15 protein-coding genes are annotated in these 16,534 nt (G+C 72.5%); 7 read left to right on the top strand and 8 right to left on the bottom strand.

What is annotated here, in order from left to right; all coding sequences use genetic code 11:
- Positions 1–83 precede the first annotated feature (83 nt).
- The 5 genes from AC0I8G_RS12715 to AC0I8G_RS12735 form a co-directional block, all read right to left on the bottom strand.
- Positions 84–287, bottom strand: a complete 204-nt coding sequence (locus AC0I8G_RS12715) for a ubiquitin-like protein Pup (protein WP_328296103.1) — start codon at positions 285–287, stop codon at positions 84–86.
- Between the two features lie 103 nt (positions 288–390).
- Positions 391–2,007 carry a depupylase/deamidase Dop gene (gene dop, locus AC0I8G_RS12720; protein WP_471730241.1) on the bottom strand — a complete coding sequence of 539 codons (1,617 nt, stop codon included), beginning with the start codon at positions 2,005–2,007 and terminating at the stop codon, positions 391–393.
- 88 nt (positions 2,008–2,095) lie between these two features.
- Positions 2,096–3,292: an ABC transporter permease gene (locus tag AC0I8G_RS12725; protein WP_380256610.1), complete on the bottom strand. Its 1,197-nt coding sequence runs from the start codon at positions 3,290–3,292 to the stop codon at positions 2,096–2,098.
- Positions 3,289–3,990, bottom strand: coding sequence for an ABC transporter ATP-binding protein (locus AC0I8G_RS12730; RefSeq protein WP_471730271.1), 702 nt, complete (start codon positions 3,988–3,990; stop codon positions 3,289–3,291). The genes AC0I8G_RS12725 and AC0I8G_RS12730 overlap by 4 nt, the downstream gene beginning before the upstream one ends.
- A 107-nt stretch (positions 3,991–4,097) precedes the next feature.
- Positions 4,098–5,507, bottom strand: a complete 1,410-nt coding sequence (locus AC0I8G_RS12735; RefSeq protein WP_471730242.1) for an efflux RND transporter periplasmic adaptor subunit — start codon at positions 5,505–5,507, stop codon at positions 4,098–4,100.
- A gap of 114 nt (positions 5,508–5,621) precedes the next feature.
- On the opposite strand from AC0I8G_RS12735, the gene AC0I8G_RS12740 reads away from it, so the two are divergent.
- On the top strand, positions 5,622–6,173 hold the full coding sequence (locus AC0I8G_RS12740; RefSeq protein ID WP_471730243.1) for an NUDIX hydrolase: 552 nt from the start codon (positions 5,622–5,624) through the stop codon (positions 6,171–6,173).
- 37 nt (positions 6,174–6,210) lie between these two features.
- On the opposite strand, the gene arc is transcribed toward AC0I8G_RS12740, so the two are convergent.
- Positions 6,211–7,893, bottom strand: a complete 1,683-nt coding sequence (gene arc, locus AC0I8G_RS12745; RefSeq protein WP_380256604.1) for a proteasome ATPase — start codon at positions 7,891–7,893, stop codon at positions 6,211–6,213.
- A gap of 91 nt (positions 7,894–7,984) precedes the next feature.
- Positions 7,985–9,541, bottom strand: a complete 1,557-nt coding sequence (locus tag AC0I8G_RS12750) for a class I SAM-dependent methyltransferase (protein ID WP_471730244.1) — start codon at positions 9,539–9,541, stop codon at positions 7,985–7,987.
- A gap of 43 nt (positions 9,542–9,584) precedes the next feature.
- Here AC0I8G_RS12750 and AC0I8G_RS12755 point away from each other — a divergent pair, with 43 nt between their 5' ends.
- The 4 genes from AC0I8G_RS12755 to AC0I8G_RS12770 are packed head-to-tail and all read left to right on the top strand — an operon-like array spanning position 9,585 to position 13,870.
- Positions 9,585–10,838 carry a kynureninase gene (locus tag AC0I8G_RS12755; RefSeq protein WP_471730245.1) on the top strand — a complete coding sequence of 418 codons (1,254 nt, stop codon included), beginning with the start codon at positions 9,585–9,587 and terminating at the stop codon, positions 10,836–10,838.
- Positions 10,835–11,683 (top strand): tryptophan 2,3-dioxygenase, encoded by an 849-nt coding sequence (kynA, locus tag AC0I8G_RS12760; protein WP_471730246.1) that lies wholly within the window; start codon positions 10,835–10,837, stop codon positions 11,681–11,683. Before AC0I8G_RS12755 ends, kynA begins: the two co-directional genes overlap by 4 nt.
- Positions 11,680–12,780 carry an alpha/beta hydrolase family protein gene (locus tag AC0I8G_RS12765; RefSeq protein WP_471730247.1) on the top strand — a complete coding sequence of 367 codons (1,101 nt, stop codon included), beginning with the start codon at positions 11,680–11,682 and terminating at the stop codon, positions 12,778–12,780. The genes kynA and AC0I8G_RS12765 overlap by 4 nt, the downstream gene beginning before the upstream one ends.
- A gap of 58 nt (positions 12,781–12,838) precedes the next feature.
- Positions 12,839–13,870 (top strand): YihY/virulence factor BrkB family protein, encoded by a 1,032-nt coding sequence (locus AC0I8G_RS12770; protein WP_471730248.1) that lies wholly within the window; start codon positions 12,839–12,841, stop codon positions 13,868–13,870.
- Here the strand turns inward: AC0I8G_RS12770 and AC0I8G_RS12775 are convergent.
- Positions 13,793–14,767 (bottom strand): bile acid:sodium symporter family protein, encoded by a 975-nt coding sequence (locus AC0I8G_RS12775; protein WP_471730249.1) that lies wholly within the window; start codon positions 14,765–14,767, stop codon positions 13,793–13,795. The two genes, AC0I8G_RS12770 and AC0I8G_RS12775, sit on opposite strands and share 78 nt — an antisense overlap.
- A 23-nt stretch (positions 14,768–14,790) precedes the next feature.
- On the opposite strand from AC0I8G_RS12775, the gene AC0I8G_RS12780 reads away from it, so the two are divergent.
- Both AC0I8G_RS12780 and AC0I8G_RS12785 read left to right on the top strand, forming a co-directional pair.
- Complete coding sequence (locus AC0I8G_RS12780) at positions 14,791–15,618, top strand: sulfurtransferase (protein ID WP_471730250.1); 828 nt, start codon at positions 14,791–14,793, stop codon at positions 15,616–15,618.
- Positions 15,567–16,463, top strand: a complete 897-nt coding sequence (locus AC0I8G_RS12785; RefSeq protein ID WP_471730251.1) for a phosphotransferase — start codon at positions 15,567–15,569, stop codon at positions 16,461–16,463. Before AC0I8G_RS12780 ends, AC0I8G_RS12785 begins: the two co-directional genes overlap by 52 nt.
- Positions 16,464–16,534 lie beyond the last annotated feature (71 nt).

Below are 16,534 nucleotides of genomic sequence, written 5' to 3' on the forward strand. Positions count from 1 at the left end.
CCTTCGGACCCTACCCGGCGCCTCCGCAACGTGCCGGGAGAGCCGGGTGGGACACGAGGGGCTCGCGCCGGGGGTGGCAGGGGCTACTGCCCGCCCTTCTGGACGAAGCCGCGCACGAACTCCTCGGAGTTGGACTCCAGGACCTCGTCGATCTCGTCGAGCAGCGCGTCGACGTCGGCGTCGGTCTCCTTGGTCTGGGCGCTGGCGCTGCCCTGCGCGGGGACGGCAGGGGTCTCCTCGACCTCCTCCTCGCGGCGGCTCGGGCGCTGCTGCTCCTGTCCAGGCATCGGCTGGCTCCCTCTGACGGCTCGGCCTCCCGGGTCCTGCGACCCGGGTCGTGTTCCGACACTAACCCCGCCACGCCTGCCCGGCGCGGAAGTGCGGCCTGCGTCACCCGTTGGTGAGGGCGGCCACGAGTTGTTCCGCGGTCTCGCAGCGGTCCAGCAGCGCCCCGACGTGCTCCTTGGTGCCCCGCAACGGCTCGAGGGTGGGGACGCGCTGCAGGGCGCCCCGCCCGGCGATGTCGAAGATCACCGAGTCCCAGCTGGCCGCCGCGACGCGCGGGCCGTAGCGGGCCAGGCACTCCCCGCGGAAGTAGGCGCGGGTGTCGGTCGGGGGGTGCTCCACGGCGCGGGCGACGTCGGCGGGGTCCAGGAGGCGCTCGACCTGGCCACGTTCGGCGAGCTTGAGGTAGAGGCCCTTCTCGGGGCGGATGTCGGACCACTGCAGGTCCACCGCGGCCAGGCGGGCATGGTCCCAGTCCAGGCCGTCGCGGGAGCGGTAGCCCTCGAGCAGGCGCAGCTTCGCGATCCAGTCGACCTCGCGGGCCGCGGAGAACACGTCGGTCTCCAGCTTGGTGAGGATCTGCTCCCACCGGGTGAGGACCTCGACGGTGTCGGCGTCCGCGTCCTCGCCGTAGCGGTCGGCGACGAAGGCCTGCGCGGCCTCCAGGTAGGCCCGCTGCAGCTGCACCGCGGTCATCCGGCGCCCGTCGCGCAACCGGACGAGCTGGGTGAGGCCGGGGTCGTGGGAGACCTCGTGCAGGGCGCGGACGGGTTCGGCGAGCTGCAGGTCCCCGGCGGGGCCACCCTCGAGCGCTCCCGCCTCGAGCATGGCCAGGACCAGGGAGGTCGTACCGATCTTGAGCAGCGTCGCGACCTCGCACATCGTCGCGTCGCCGATGATCACGTGCAGCCGGCGGTACTTCTCCACGGTGGCGTGCGGTTCGTCGCGGGTGTTGATGATCGGGCGCTTCATGGTGGTCTCCAGCCCCACCTCGACCTCGAAGAAGTCCGCGCGCTGGCTGATCTGGAACCCGGGCCGGGCGGAGTCCTGCCCGATCCCCACCCGACCGGCCCCGGTGAACACCTGCCGGGAGACGAAGAAGGGGGTGAGGTGGCGCACGACGTCGGTGAAGGACGTCGAGCGGTTCATCAGGTAGTTCTCGTGGGTGCCGTAGGAGGCGCCCTTGCCGTCGGTGTTGTTCTTGTAGATCGTCACCGGGGTCAGGCCGGGCGTCGCCGCGACCCGGCGCAGCGCGTCGAGGAGGATCAGCTCCCCCGCCCGGTCCCACAGCACCGCGTCGCGCGGGGTGAGGATCTCGGGTGAGGAGTACTCGGGGTGGGCGTGGTCGACGTAGAAGCGGGCCCCGTTGGTGAGGATGACGTTGGCCATCGTCGGGTCCTCGGTCTCCGCGGTGACGACGTCGGAGGCGTTGGGCGCGGCCCGCCTCGTCCCCGGCGAACGGCCCGGCGCGTCGGTCAGCTGCGAGGGGTGGGCCTTGCCGCGGACGATCTCGTAGCCGCGCGCGTCGCGCAGCGGCGCCTCGTCCTCGTAGTCCCAGCGGGCCCGCGAACCGCCCGTGAGGGAGCTGCGCATCGAGCCCGTCGCGGGCGAGGCGTAGGCGTTGACGACCTGGGCCGAGAGCAGCATCGGGTTGGCGCCCGGGTCCCCCGGCACCGAGATGCCGTACTCGGTCTCGATCCCGGTCACACGCCTGACTGTCATGCCGAGGACCCTATGCGGCGCCCTGCGTACGGGGCGCGACGGCTACTGCGCGCGCAGCGCGACGGCTACTCCGTGCGCAGCGCGACGGCTACTCCGTGCGCAGCGCGACGACCGGGTCCAGGCGTCCCGCCCGACGCGCCGGGAACACCCCGAAGAAGATGCCGACGGCCGCGGAGACGACGAACGCCACCACCGGGCTCCACCACTCGATCGACGCCGGCAGCGGGGAGAGCTGGTTCACCGCGATCGACCCGGCCACCCCGATGAGGATGCCGATGATCCCGCCGACGCTGGTCAGCAGGACGGCCTCGACGAGGAACTGCACGAGGACGTCGCGCTGGCGGGCGCCGAGGGCCTTGCGCAGCCCGATCTCCCGGGTCCGTTCGCGCACCGAGACGAGCATGATGTTGGAGACCCCGACCCCGCCCACGAGCAGCGAGATCCCCGCGATCGCGGCCAGCACCGCCGTCAGCAGACCGAGGATCTGGCCGATGACGCCGAGGATCTGGGTCTGGGTGACCGCGCTGAACGTCTGGTCCGGGTACTGCGCCTTCATCGCCCGCCACAGCTTGTCCGACAGCGCCGGGACGACGTCGGAGGACGGCGCCTTCACCGCGAACGCGTCGACGCGGTCGAGGGAGAACAACCGCTGGGCCGTGGTGATCGGGATGTGGATCTCGTTGTCCTGGGAGACCCCGAAGCTCTCCCCCTTCTCCCGCAGCACCCCGATCACCTGGAAGCGGGTGCCCGCCACCGTGATCTGACGGCCCAGCGGGTCCGCGCCGGGGAAGAGGTTCTGCGCCGCCTGCGAGCCCAGCACCGCGACCCGGCGGCGGGCGTCGACGTCGACGGAGGTGAAGTACTGGCCCTCGGCGACCGGGCGGGTCAGGACCCGGGGCAGGTTCTGGTCCGCGCCCTGGATGGTGACGAACCGCTCGACCGTCCCGGCCCGCACCTGCGCGCCCGTGGACACCCGCGCCGTGACGGCGCTCTCGTCGCCGACCACGTCGGCGAGGACCTTGCCGTCCTGGACCTGCATCGTCGACGTCGAGGGAGCGTTGGAACCGAGGTTGTTGGTGTCGAACTGCCCGGGCACCACGAGGATCAGGTTGGAGCCGAGACCCTCGACCTGGGACTCGATCTGGTTGCGCGCCCCGGACCCGATGGAGACCACGACGATGACGGCGGCGATGCCGATGATGATGCCGAGCATCGTGAGCAGGCTGCGCATCCGGTTGCCGCGCAACGCGTCCAGTGCGACGCGGAACGCTTCGAAGCCCTTCACGCGCCGGCTCCGTCCGCCGTGTCGCGCTCCACCAGGCCGTCACGCACCCGGACCTGACGGCGCGCCCGGCCGGCGACCTCGTCGTCGTGGGTGACGAGGACCACCGCGACGCCCCGGGCGGAGTTCAGCTCCTCCAGGATGCGCATCACCTCGGCCCCGTTCTTGGAGTCGAGGTTGCCGGTGGGTTCGTCGGCGAGCAGGATCCGCGGTTCGCCGACCAGCGCCCGCGCGATCGCCACCCGCTGCTGCTCACCACCGGACATCTGGGTGGGCCGGTGGGTCAGGCGGTGCCCCAGGTTCACCGCCTTCAGCGCCTCGGCCGCCATGTCGCGCCGCTCGCTGCCCTTGACGCCGCGGTACAGCAGCGGCAACGCCACGTTGTCGATCGCGCTGGAGCGCGGCAGCAACTGGAAGGCCTGGAACACGAACCCGATCTCCTTGTTGCGCAGCTCCGCGAGCTCCGCGTCGCCCAGGTCGGCGATGTTGCGCCCACCGACGCGCAGGACCCCCGACGTCGGACGGTCCAGGCAGCCCAGCAGGTGCATCAGCGTCGACTTGCCCGATCCGCTGGGGCCCACGATCGCGGCGTACTCCCCCTCCGCGACGGTGAAGGTCACCCCCCGCAGCGCGTCGACCGTCGTGTCCCCGAAGCGGTAGGACCGGGTGACCTCGACCGCCTCGATCGCGGCCGCGCGCAGCGTCGGGTGGTGCTCGGGGGACGGGATCAGCGCGTGCTCCTGGTCGTGGTTCTCGTGGTTCTCGTGGGTCTCGTGGGTGTCCTGCGGGTGGCCCGTGTCGGGACGGGTCACGAGACCTGCTGTCCCTGCTTCACGCCGGCCGCGCCCTCGGTGACGACCTCCTCGCCGCCGTCGAGACCCTTGGTGATCTCCACGTCGGTCTCCCCCCGGACCCCCACGGTCACCGCGCGCCGCTCCGCCTTGCCGCCGGAGACGATCCAGACGGTGTCGGAGTCCTTCGCGCCGTTGTCGGACCCGGCCCGCACCACGGCCGCGGCCGGGACCTCCACGACGTCGTCCACCTCCTGCACGACCAGCGACACCGTCGCCGACATGCCCGGCAACGGCGTCGCCGCCGGGGTGCCGTCGCCGCCCGTCCCGCCGTCGTAGCTCAGGCGGACCGTGTACGTCACCGAGCTCCCCCCGCCGCCCTTGGGCGTGGGGTCGATGCTCGTGACCGTCCCGTGGTACTTCGCCCCGGGCACCGCGTCGATGTTCACGTCGGCCCCGATCCCCGGCTTCACCGTCAGCACGTCCGTCTCGTCGACGTCCGCCGTCAGGCTCAGCGTCGACGCGTCGATGACGTTGAGGACCGTCGCCCCCGACGCCACGGCCGCGCCCTGCGCCAGCACCGGGGCACCCGCCGCGCCGGAGTCCGACCCGGCGGCCGCGGCCGGCAACGACACGCCGCTGCCCGCCAGCAGCGCCTCGGCCCCCGCGGGCAGGTTCGCCGACCCCGAACCCCCCGTCGCGGACAGCGACACCTTTCCCGAGATCGGCGCCTTCACCACCAGGGCGTCCACCGTGGCCTGCGCCGCCGAGACCGCCGCCCGCGTCTGCACGCGCTGGGCCTGACCCAACGACGACACCGCCGTGTCCAGGTTCCCCAGCCCCGCGTTCACCTGGTCCACCAGGGCCTGCGTCTGCGAGGCCAGCAGCTGGTACTGCGTCCGCGAGGACTGCACGGCCGCCAGCGCCGCCGCCCGCGCCGCGGGGTCCGCGATGGCCTGCGCCTGGGTCTCCGCCTCGGAGAAGCGCGCCGCCGCGTCCGCCGCCGCCTTGCGCTGCTGCGCCGCCACCTGCGAGGCGCTCTTCGCCGAGCCGGACCCCGAGGACCCCGACGCCGCGGCGTCCTCGTCGGCCTGCTTCGCCTGCGCCAGGTTCGACACCGCCGACGGGGAGTCGATCGTCATCAGCACGTCACCGGCCGCGACCTGCTGGCCGTCGCTCACGTTCAACGTCGCCACCGTCCCCGCCGCCGGGGACTTCACCACCGCCGAGGCCCGCGGCTGCACCGTCCCCGGCGCGTCGACGACCTCCGCGACGTCACCCCGGGCGACGGTCGCCGTGGACAACGCCGGAGCCTCGTCCTTGCTGCACGCCGAGGCGACCAGCACGAAGGAGGCTCCGACGGCGACGGCGGACAGGGCACGGAGGGGACGCCGGGACGGGCGCGGAGTCGTGAGGTGGGCTCGCACCTGGTCACACTAGGGCTTGCCCGAGCGTCCACGGGTCCACCTCAGGCGTGGTCTTCGACACCTGCCCCTCCCCCCTGGGTCGCACACCGGACACCGGTCCCTACCCTCGAACGGGTGAGCACTCCGGGCCAGGAACTCGTCGACCTCTACGACCCGACGGACCGTGCCGGACGGGTCACCGGGAGTGCCCCACGCGCCGAGGTCCGCGCCCGCAACCTCCCCCACGCCGCCACCGGCGTCCTGCTGCGCGACCCCGCCACCGGACGCGTCTTCGTGCACCGCCGCACCGACGTCAAGGACCTCAACCCCGGCGCCCACGACTGCCTCGCCGGTGGCGTCGTCGACGCCGGCGAGACCCCCCTGCACGCCGCCCACCGCGAACTGCGCGAAGAACTCGGCGTCGACGCCGACCTGCGCCCCGTCACCACCACCTGGTACCGCGACGACACCACCCACTACCTCGCCCACGTCTACGACGCCGACTGGGACGGGACCCCCCTCACCCTGCAACCCAGCGAGGTCGCCGCCGGCTGGTGGGAGGACCCCGCCACCCTGCGCGACCGCCTCGAGGACCCCACCTGGCCCTTCGTCCCCGACACCCGCGCCCTCCTCGCCGCCTGGCCGCGCTGGTGGGAGACCGGACGCGCGGAAGGCCGCCCCCGCTGACGGGGACGGCCCTGCGCACCACCGGAGGAGCCGCGACCTACAGGTACTGGCCGGTGTTGGCGACCGTGTCGATCGAGCGGCCCGCCTCCGTGCCCTTCTTCCCCTGCATCAACGTGCGGATGAAGACGATCCGCTCACCCTTCTTGCCCGAGATCCGGGCCCAGTCGTCCGGGTTCGTCGTGTTCGGCAGGTCCTCGTTCTCCTTGAACTCGTCCACGCACGCACTCATCAGGTGATCCACCCGCACCCCCTTCTGGTTCAGGGTCAGCAGGTCCTTGATCGCCATCTTCTTCGCCCGGTCCACGATGTTCTGGATCATCGCGCCCGAGTTGAAGTCCTTGTAGTACAGGACCTCCTTGTCACCACCCGCGTACGTCACCTCGAGGAACTCGTTCTCCTCGCTCTCGGTGTACATCCGCTCCACCGTCGCCCGGATCATCGCCTCGACCGTGAGCTGCTTCGTCCCCCCGTTCACCGCGACGTCGTCCGCGTGCAACGGCAGGTCCGGCGTCAGGTACTTCGCGAAGATCTGCCCCGCGCTCTCCGCGTCCGGACGCTCGATCTTGATCTTCACGTCCAGCCGGCCCGGGCGCAGGATCGCCGGGTCGATCATGTCCTCCCGGTTCGAGGCGCCGATCACGATGACGTTCTCCAGGCGCTCCACCCCGTCCAGCTCCGACAGCAGCTGCGGCACGATCGTCGTCTCCACGTCCGAGGACACCCCCGACCCGCGGGTCCGGAACAACGACTCCATCTCGTCGAAGAACACCACCACCGGCGTCCCGGCGCTCGCCTTCTCCCGCGCCCGGGCGAAGATCAGCCGGATGTGGCGCTCGGTCTCGCCGACGTACTTGTTCAGCAGCTCCGGACCCTTGATGTTCAGGAAGTAGCTCTTGGCCTGGCTCTCGCCCCGCAGCTCCGCGGCCTTCTTGGCCAGCGAGTTCGCGACGGCCTTCGCGATGAGCGTCTTCCCGCACCCGGGCGGGCCGTAGAGCAGGATCCCCTTCGGCGGGCGCAGGCCGTGCTCGCGGAACAGGTCCGCGTGCAGGAACGGCAGCTCCACCGCGTCGCGGATCGCCTCGATCTGCGGCCCGAGACCACCGATGTCCTCGTAGTCGATGTCCGGGACCTCCTCGAGGACCAGCTCCTCGACCTCCGCCTTCGGGATCCGCTCGAAGGCGAACCCGGACCGGGTGTCGATGGTCAGGGAGTCCCCGATCCGCAGCGGGCCGTCCATCAACGGACCGGCCAGGCGCACGACGCGCTCCTCGTCGGCGCGCGCGAGCACCAGGACCCGGCCGTCGGGCAGGATCTCCTTGACCGAGGCGAGCTCGCCCGTGCGCTCGTAGTCGAACGCCGCCACCACGTTCATGGCCTCGTTGACCATCACGTCCTGGCCGGGCTTCAACGAGTCCAGGTCGATCGCCGGGCTCACCGCCACCCGCATCCGCCGACCCGCCGACATGATGTCGGCGGTGCCCTCACCGGCGGCCTCCAGGAACGTCGCGAACTGCGCGGGCGGCTGACCGAGGCGGTCCACCTCCGACTTCAGCGCGACGATCTGGTCCCGTGCCTCGCGCAGCGTCGTGGCGAGGCGGTCGTTCTGGGCACTGACCTGAGCGAGTCGGGTCCGGGCGGCTCCGAGCTGTTCCTCGAGAGCGGTGAGGTGGCGGGCGTCCCGCTCACCTCCGCCGCCGAAGCGGCGCTGGGGCTCCGTCATGGCGCATCTCCCCTCTGGGTGGATGCGTTCGACAGTAACCCGCAGACCCGGGATCGCGCGGTGGATTCGACGTCGGCGCGTTGCCGGCCGGTCACCGAGGGCGCCGCACCACGAACGTGACGTGCGTCTGCGGCCAGGCCAGCTCCGCACCCGTCACCGCGTCCCGCACCGACGCCCCCACCGACAGCCGGTTCTCCACCAGCCACTCGTTGCGCCACGCCCCGCTCACCGGCTCCACCCCGAACCCCACCCCCTCCAGCAGCTCGACCCAGTCCGGCCACGTCATGTCGCAGAACCGCTCGTGGCACTCCGAGAGCCAGCTGTCGACGTAGTCGCGCGTGGTGAGGAACTCCATCGCCGCCCGCAGGGTCAGCTCCGCCACCCCGTCCCCGACCCACCGCACGTCGCACCGCCCGCCGGAGAGCGCCGGGAAGTCCTGCGCGAACTGCACCAGCCGCTCCGCCGGCGACATCGCGCCCACCACGGCCGCCACGTCCCCACCGTCCAGACCGGCCAGGTCCCGCGGCACCACCCCCGCACCCACCCCGTCCAGCACCAGGTGCACCAGCCGGTCACCCTCCCGCGGACCCAGCACGTCGGAACAGACCCACACCCCGCCCGGCGCCGTGTGCTCGAAGATCCGCTCCGCCAACCGCTCCAGGTCCGCCCGCCCCGCGCCGTAGCTGGCGATCTCGTGGGTCAGGGCCACCGTCAGCGTCGTGCTCACCGACGCCACCGGGAAGACCGCCGAGCGCAACAGGTTGCGCTGCGCGAAGAAGACGTTGGGGTGGGCGAACACCCCCTGCGCCCGGCGGTGCTCCGCCTCCGCCACCAGGTGCCGCGACACGTCCACCCCGTAGAGGTCCGACTCCGCCAACCGCGGGTCCCGAGCCGCCCGCTCCAGCAGACCCCCCGCCGCGCAGCCCAGGTCCACCACCCGCCCCGGTTCCACGAACGCCGACACCAGCTCCCACTTGCGGTCCGAGGCGTCGTCGAAGGCCGCCGTGTAGCTGCGGTAGTCCCGCGTCGACGTCAGGTCCCCTTCCGTCGAGACCGTCGGATCCGCGTGGATCAACGCCACCTGCGCCGCCAGCCCGTACCGGTCGTAGAAGCGCACCACCTCCGGGTGCGCCAGCTCCCGCCAGCGCCCGTCCCCCGCGGCCACCATCTCCAGCACGTCCCACGGACGCGCCGGACCCGCCGGGTCCCCGTCCTCCACCGCCACCACCCGGAACCCCAGCTCCGCGTACATCGCCGCCACCCCCGGGGTCGAACACGCCAGCACCGTGTCCTCCGGGGACGCCGCGACCCCCGTCGACAGCTCCACGCTCGCCAGCACCGTCCGCGCGAACCGCGGACTGGCCGGGACGTCCGCGACCGGCGCCACCAACGACGCCAACCCCTCCACCGCGGACACCCGCTCCACCATCGCCTCCCGCCGGTGACCCGGGAGCGGGTTGCGCCGCGTCCCGCTGTGCGTCGCCGACGTCACCGCCCACACCACGTCCGCGTCGACCGCGCACACCACCGCAACCCCCGCGGAGTCCACGAGCTCCCCGGCCAGCAGAGAACGCAGGTACCGCGTCTGGAAGGACGTCACGAGGTGGTGGCGGCCGGGGAACAGGACGTGACGCACGACGAGGGACACGCCGTCCACGCTACGGTCAGCCCCCAGCAGCCTGAGGAGAGACGTGACCCACACCCAGCGCGCAGCCGCGCTCGACGCCGCCGACCCGTTGGCCCCCTACCGCGACGAGTTCCTCCTCGACGCGGCCCCCGCCGTCACCTCCTACCTCGACGGCAACTCCCTCGGCCGGCCGTTGACGGCCACCCCCGCGGCCCTCGACACCTTCCTCCGCCAGGAGTGGGGCGGCCGGCTCATCCAGGGCTGGACCGAAGGCCCCCACGGCGGCTGGATGGACTGGCCGACCCAGCTGGGTGACCAGATCGGCCGCGTCGCCCTCGGCGCCGCCGCCGGACAGACCGTCGTCGCCGACTCCACCACCGTCCTCTTCTACAAGCTCGTCCGCGCCGCCGCCGCCGCCGGACAGGCCGAGGGCCGCGACGAGATCGTCTGCGACACCGACAACTTCCCCACCGACCGCTTCGTCCTCGAAGGCATCGCCGCCGAGACCGGCCTCACCCTGCGCTGGATCGAGACCGACCCCGCCTCCGGGATCACCCCCGACCAGGTCCGCGCCGCCGTCGGCCCCCGCACGGCGCTCGCGACCTTCAGCCACGTCGCCTACCGCTCCGGCCACCTCGCCGACGCCGCCGCCATCACCCGCGCCGTCCACGACGCCGGCGCCCTCGTCCTCTTCGACCTCTCCCACTCCGCCGGATCGGTGGAACTCGAGCTCGACGCGTGGGGCGTCGACCTCGCCGTCGGCTGCTGCTACAAGTACCTCAACGGCGGCCCCGGGGCACCCGCCTTCGCCTACCTCGCCACCCGCCACCAGGGCAGCCACCCGCAGGCCCTGCGCCAACCCGTCCAGGGCTGGATGGGCCACGCCGACCCCTTCGCCATGGGCCAGGGGTACCAGCCCGACCCCGGGATCCGGCAACTCATCTCCGGCACCCCGCCCATCGTCGCCATGGTCCCCGTCCGGGTCGGCCTCGACCAGCTGGAACGCGCCGGGATCGCCGCCGTCCGCGCCAAGTCGGTGGAACTCACCGCCTTCGCCCTCGACCTGGCCGACGACCTCCTCGCCCCCCACGGCGTCACCGTCGCCACCCCGCGTGAACCGGAAGCCCGCGGTGGACACATCACCCTGCGCCGCAGCGACTTCCGCGACGTCACCGCCGAACTCTGGACCCGGGGCGTCGTCCCCGACTTCCGCACCCCCGACGGGATCCGCCTCGGCCTCGCCCCGCTGTCCACCAGCTTCACCGAGGTCCTCCACGGCGTCCTCGCCCTCCAGGAGATCGTCGAGGCCACCCGGTGAGCGAGAACACCCGCAAGCTCGAGGACGGAGTCGTCACCGACTTCACCCGCGACATGTCCTACGGCGAGTACCTCCACCTCGACGAACTCCTCACGTCCCAGCACCCGCTCAGCACCCCCGAGCACCACGACGAACTGCTGTTCATCATCCAGCACCAGACCTCGGAACTCTGGCTCAAGCTCGTCCTGCACGAACTGCGCTCCGCCATGACCGCCATCGCCGGCGACGACCTCAAGACCGCGCTGAAGAACATCGCCCGGGTCAAGCACATCCAACGCACCCTCACCGAGCAGTGGTCCGTGCTCGCCACCCTCACCCCCACCGAGTACTCCCAGTTCCGCGGGTTCCTCGCCAACTCCTCCGGCTTCCAGAGCCACCAGTACCGCGCCGTCGAGTTCGCCCTCGGCAACAAGAACGCGAAGATGCTCGACGTCTTCGCCCACGACGCCCCCCGCCACCACGAACTGAAGACCCTCCTCGAAGCCCCCAGCCTCTACGACGAGTTCCTCCGCTACCTCGCCCGCCACGGCCACGACGTCCCCACCGAACTCCTCGACCGCGACGTCACCCGCGCCCACGTCCACACCCCCGCCCTCGTCGCCACCTTCCGGACCATCTACGAGGACGCCGAGCGCTACTGGACCGAGTACGAGGCCTGCGAGGAGTTCGTCGACCTCGAGGAGAACTTCCAGCTCTGGCGCTTCCGCCACCTCAAGACCGTCGAACGCACCATCGGCTTCAAACGCGGCACCGGCGGCTCCTCCGGCGTCGACTTCCTCGCCCGCGCCCTCGACCTCACCTTCTTCCCCGAGCTCTACGCCGTCCGCACCGAGATCGGCTCGTGAAGCTCACCGCCGTCGCCGCCCCCGGAGTCCTCACCGGCTCCGTCACCGGCCAGGCCGTCTTCGACGCGGCGCTCGCCGCCCGCGGACTCGACGGCGACCTGGTCCTGACGAGCTCCCCGGCCGAGTTCGCGGCCGCCCTGCGCGCCGCCGCCGCGGACGGGGAGTTCCTTCTCGTCGCCGGCGACGACACACCCGCGGATCACCTGCTGGTCGGTGCCGGTGTCCACGGTGCGCGCGTCGTCCGGGTCGACCTCGACGCCCGCGAACCCGACACGTCCCGCTGCGTCCGCCGCCACGTCCGCTGGCGCGGGATGCAGGGCCTGGCCTTCGGCGTCGACGACTGGTTCTTCCACGCCACGAACCCCGGGACCCGGCACGCCTACGGCGAGGACCGGGACCAGCACGCCGACCTGCGCCTGCCCGCGGGCGAGGGCCCGTTCCCCGTCGCCGTCCTCGTCCACGGCGGCTACTGGCGCTCGCGCTGGGACGCCGACCTCATGCACCCGCTGGCCGTCGACCTGACCGCCCGGGGTTTCGCGACCTGGAACGTGGAGTACCGGCGCCCGGACCGACACGGCTGGGACGCCACCACGGCGGACGTCGCCGCGGCCCTCGACGCGCTGCGAGACCTCGACGCGCCGCTCGACCTGGACCGGGTCGTGACCCTGGGCCACTCCGCCGGCGGGCAGCTCGTCACCCGCCTCGCCGCCGACCGGGCCACCGGCGGCGGGATCCGTCCCGCCCTCACCGTCTCCCTGGCCGGCTGCCTGGACCTGACGTCGATCCACGCCCGCGGCCTCAGCGAGCACGCGGTCGCCGCGGCCCTGGGCGGCACCCCCGAGCAGCGGCCCGAGGTCTACGCGGCCTCCTCCCCGATCGGGCGGCTGCCCCTCGGTCTCCCCGTCGCGGTGGTCTGCGGAGTCGGCGACGACCCGGACCTGCTGGACGCCTCGCGCCGCTTCGCGACCGCCGCCCACACCGCCGGCGACGACGTCACGGTCGTGGAGGCGCCCGGGCACCACTTCTCGGTCATCGACCCCGCCTCCGACGTCTGGTCGCGCGTAGCCCGTCTGGTGGTGTCGCGCGTGCACGGCTGAGCCCCGCCCCGTACCCTTCGTCGCGGCGGATCCGGCGGACGGTGGGAGACAACGGTCGATGTCGTGGGTCTCGCGGCTCGACGCGTTCCAGCGCAAGCACCCGGTGGTCAGCTACCCGCTCGCCGTCGTCTACAAGTTCTTCGAGGACCAGGGCGCCTACCTGGCGGCTCTCGTCGCTTACTACGGGTTGCTGAGCCTGGTCCCGCTGCTGCTGCTGCTCTCGACCGTCCTGGGCTACGTGCTGTCCGGGAACCCCGGCGCCCAGCAGGCGATCCTGAACTCCGCCGTCAACCAGATCCCGGTCATCCGGGACGAGGTCGGTGACCCCGGATCCCTGGGCGGTGGCGCGGCGACGGTCGCGATCGGCATCGCGGCCGCCCTCTACGGCGGGCTCGGGGTCGGGTTGGCGATCCAGAACGCGGTCAACATCGCCTGGGGCATCCCGCGCAACGAACGTCCCAACCCCTTCAAGGCACGGCTCCGCTCGTTGCTGCTGATCGTCACGGCGGGACTGTTCGTCATCGGCACCACGGTCCTGAACATCGTCGTCGGTGACGTCTTCGGCGGGAGCGGTCTGCTGGAATGGGTCTCGCGGGTGGGGTACACCCTGCTCGCCGGGGTCGGCTTCACCATGGCCTTCCGGCTCGCCGCGGCCCACCGGCCCCCGTTCCGGACGGTTCTCCCCGGCGCGCTGACGATGGCCGTCGTCTGGCAGTTCCTGCAACGGTTCGGCGGCACCCTGACCGGGCTGGTGAGCGAACGGTCCAGCATCTCCAACCAGGTCTTCACCGCCGTGCTCGGTCTCATCGCGTTCCTCTTCATCACCTCGAGCATCGTCGTCCTCTGCGTCGAGGCCGACGTCGTCCGCGTCCGCAAGCTCTACCCGCGGGCGCTGCTGACCCCGTTCACCGACTTCGTCGAACTCACCGAGGGCGACGAACGCGCCTACACCCACATCGCGCAGGCCCAGCGGCACAAGGGTTTCGAGCGGGTCAGCGTCGAGTTCGACGAATCACCGCTGACGGCCCAGCCGCCCCGCCAGGAACGAGCAGACGGTGGTCTGGAGCGGGTGGTAGAGGATGACCGGTAGCACCACCAGCCCGACCACGTGCGGCGGGAACAGCACGGTCGCCATCGGCAACCCGGTGGCCAGGGACTTGGTGGAACCGCAGAAGGCGGTCGTGACCCGGTCCGCCCGGGAGGCGCCCCACCACCGCGGGACCCACCAGGCGAACGTCAGCACCACGGCCAGCAGCAGCGCCGCGCAGCCCAGGACGACGAGGACCTCGGCGGGCGTCACCTCGCTCCAGACGCCCTGGCGCACGCCACGACTGAACGCGGCGTAGACGACCGCCACGATCACCCCGCGGTCCAGCAGGGTCAACCGCCCCTTGTGCGCTCGGACCCAGTCACCGATCCAGCGGCCCAGCAGCAGGCCCAGCAGGAACGGGACGAGCAGCTGCAGCACGATCCGCCCGATGGCCCCGGCGTCGGGACCGGCCCCCGTGGAACCGAGCAGCAGCGCGGCCAGGACCGGGGTGAGGCCGATGCCCGCGAGGTTCGACACCGTCGCGCTGACGACCGCCCCGGGGACGTTGCCGTGCGCCACCGCGGTGAACACGACGCAGGACTGCACCGTCGAGGGCAGGGCGCAGAGGAACAGCAGACCGGCGACGAGACCGTCGTCCAGGACGTGGCCGACGACGAGCGCGAGGCCCGTCCCCAGCAGCGGGAAGAGCAGGTACGTCGTCGCCGCGACGGAGCCCTGCAGCCGCCAGTTGCGCAACCCCGCAACCGCCTCGGCCGGCGCCATGCGCGCCCCGTAGAGGAGGAAGAGGACCCCGACCCCGACCGTCGTGCCCCAGGAGAACCCGGTCGCGACGACGCCGCCGGCGGGCAGCAGCGCCGCGACGAGGACGGCCGAGAGGATCGCGACGACGAAAGGTTCCACCTTGCGCAGCACGGGAACCCGGGACCAGCGCAGCACGCCGTGACTGTACCTTTCGGGACATGCCTCTGATCAGCGTCGCGGAACTGCAGGCCGAACTCGGCGGCGCACGGCCGCCGGTGCTGCTCGACGTCCGCTGGGCGCTCGGTGGTCCCGACGGCGCGCAGGAGTACGCGAAGGGACACCTCCCCGGTGCGGTGTACCTCGACCTCGAGACCCAGCTGTCCCGGCCCCGCCGGACCGGTGAGGGGCGCCACCCGCTGCCGGACCCCGTCGCGCTGCAGGAGGTCCTGCGCGGTGCCGGGATCAGCGACGACACCCGCGTCGTCGTCCACGACGCCGCCACCTCCACGAGCGCGGCGCGCGGGTGGTGGGTGCTGCGCTGGGCGGGCCTCGCCGACGTCCGGGTGCTCGACGGTGGACTGGCCGCGTGGACCGCGGCCGGTGGCGTCCTCACCACCGACGTCCCGTTGCCCGGACCCGGCGACGTCACCGTGCGCCCGGGGTCCCTGCCCGTGCTGGACGCCGGGTCGGCCGCCGCCCTCGCCCGCACCGGGGTCCTCCTCGACGCCCGCGCTCCCGAGCGCTACCGCGGTGAGGTCGAGCCCGTCGATCCCGTCGCCGGTCACGTTCCCGGGGCGCTGAACCTCCCCACGACGCAGAACCTGGACGCGACAGGCCGGTTCCTGGCCCCGGAACGATTGCGCGAGCGGTTCGCCGACGTCTCCACCGGACCGGTCGGGGTCTACTGCGGCAGCGGGGTCACCGCCGCCCACACCCTGCTCGCGCTGGAGGTCGCCGGCATCCCCGCGACGCTCTACCCGGGTTCGTGGTCGGAGTGGGTCGCCGACCCGTCGCGGCCGGTCGCGACCGGCCCGGACGCCGGCTGATCGTGTTCTCCGTCGAACGCGTCGAGGACGGCGTCTCCACGGTCGTCTACCGGGTGCGGACCGACGACGCGACGTACTACCTGCGGGTGGGCGAACGACCCGGCGACGACCTGCGCACCGACGCGGAACTGCACTCCCGGCTGGCCGCGGCGGGGATTCCGGTGCCCGCGGTCCTGCACACGCAGTTCGACGCCGGGCTCGACCGGTGGGTCGCTCTGACCACGGAGGTCCCCGGCGCACCGCTCTCGCGCGCCGAGGACGCGCCGGCCGTCCTGGAGGCCGCCGGTCGCCACCTCGCCGTCCTGAACTCGATCCCCGTCGACGGTTTCGGGTTCATCGTCCGTGACGGCCCGGGCTGGCCGCTGCGCGCGGAGTTCCCCACCCACCGCGAGTTCGTGGTGTCCCACCTCCCCGACCCGTGGCCGGGTCGGCTCACCGAACTCTTCTCACCCTTCGAACTCGACGTCCTCGAAGGGCTGATCGCCGAGCAGTGCGGCCTCGACGTCGTCCCCGCCCTCGCCCACGGCGACCTCGACGTCACCCCCGTCTTCGTCCAGGACGGCGTGTTCACGGGTTTCATCGACTTCGGCGAGGCCCGGGGCGCGGAACCGTGGTTCGACCTCGCGCACTTCCTGCTGCACGACGGGGAGAGACTGCCCGCTCCCCTGCTGCCGCACCTGCTCCGCGGGTACGGCGTCGCACCCTCGCAGCGGGTGCTGCGCCGCAGCGCGGTGCTGCTGGGGCTGCGGCAGGTGTGCCGCTGGTACGGCCCGCTGCGGAACCTGCCCGCCGACCACCCGATGGTGCTCGACCGGGTGCGTCGGCTGCGTGAGCTGATGGTCTGACGTCTCTGCCCGCCCGCACGCGGGACGGACCTGGACCGCGCCCTCTCGGCCGGGGTGGAGGCCCTGGTGTA

The sequence above is a fragment of the Kineococcus sp. AC630 genome, assembly GCF_979255925.1.

Coding starts and splice junctions, on each gene's coding strand:
- dop (WP_471730241.1), bottom strand. CDS start 2,007: ATGACAGTCAGGCGTGTGACCGGGATCGAGACCGAGTACGGCATCTCG.
- AC0I8G_RS12780 (WP_471730250.1), top strand. CDS start 14,791: ATGCCTCTGATCAGCGTCGCGGAACTGCAGGCCGAACTCGGCGGCGCA.
- AC0I8G_RS12770 (WP_471730248.1), top strand. CDS start 12,839: ATGTCGTGGGTCTCGCGGCTCGACGCGTTCCAGCGCAAGCACCCGGTG.
- arc (WP_380256604.1), bottom strand. CDS start 7,893: ATGACGGAGCCCCAGCGCCGCTTCGGCGGCGGAGGTGAGCGGGACGCC.
- AC0I8G_RS12715 (WP_328296103.1), bottom strand. CDS start 287: ATGCCTGGACAGGAGCAGCAGCGCCCGAGCCGCCGCGAGGAGGAGGTC.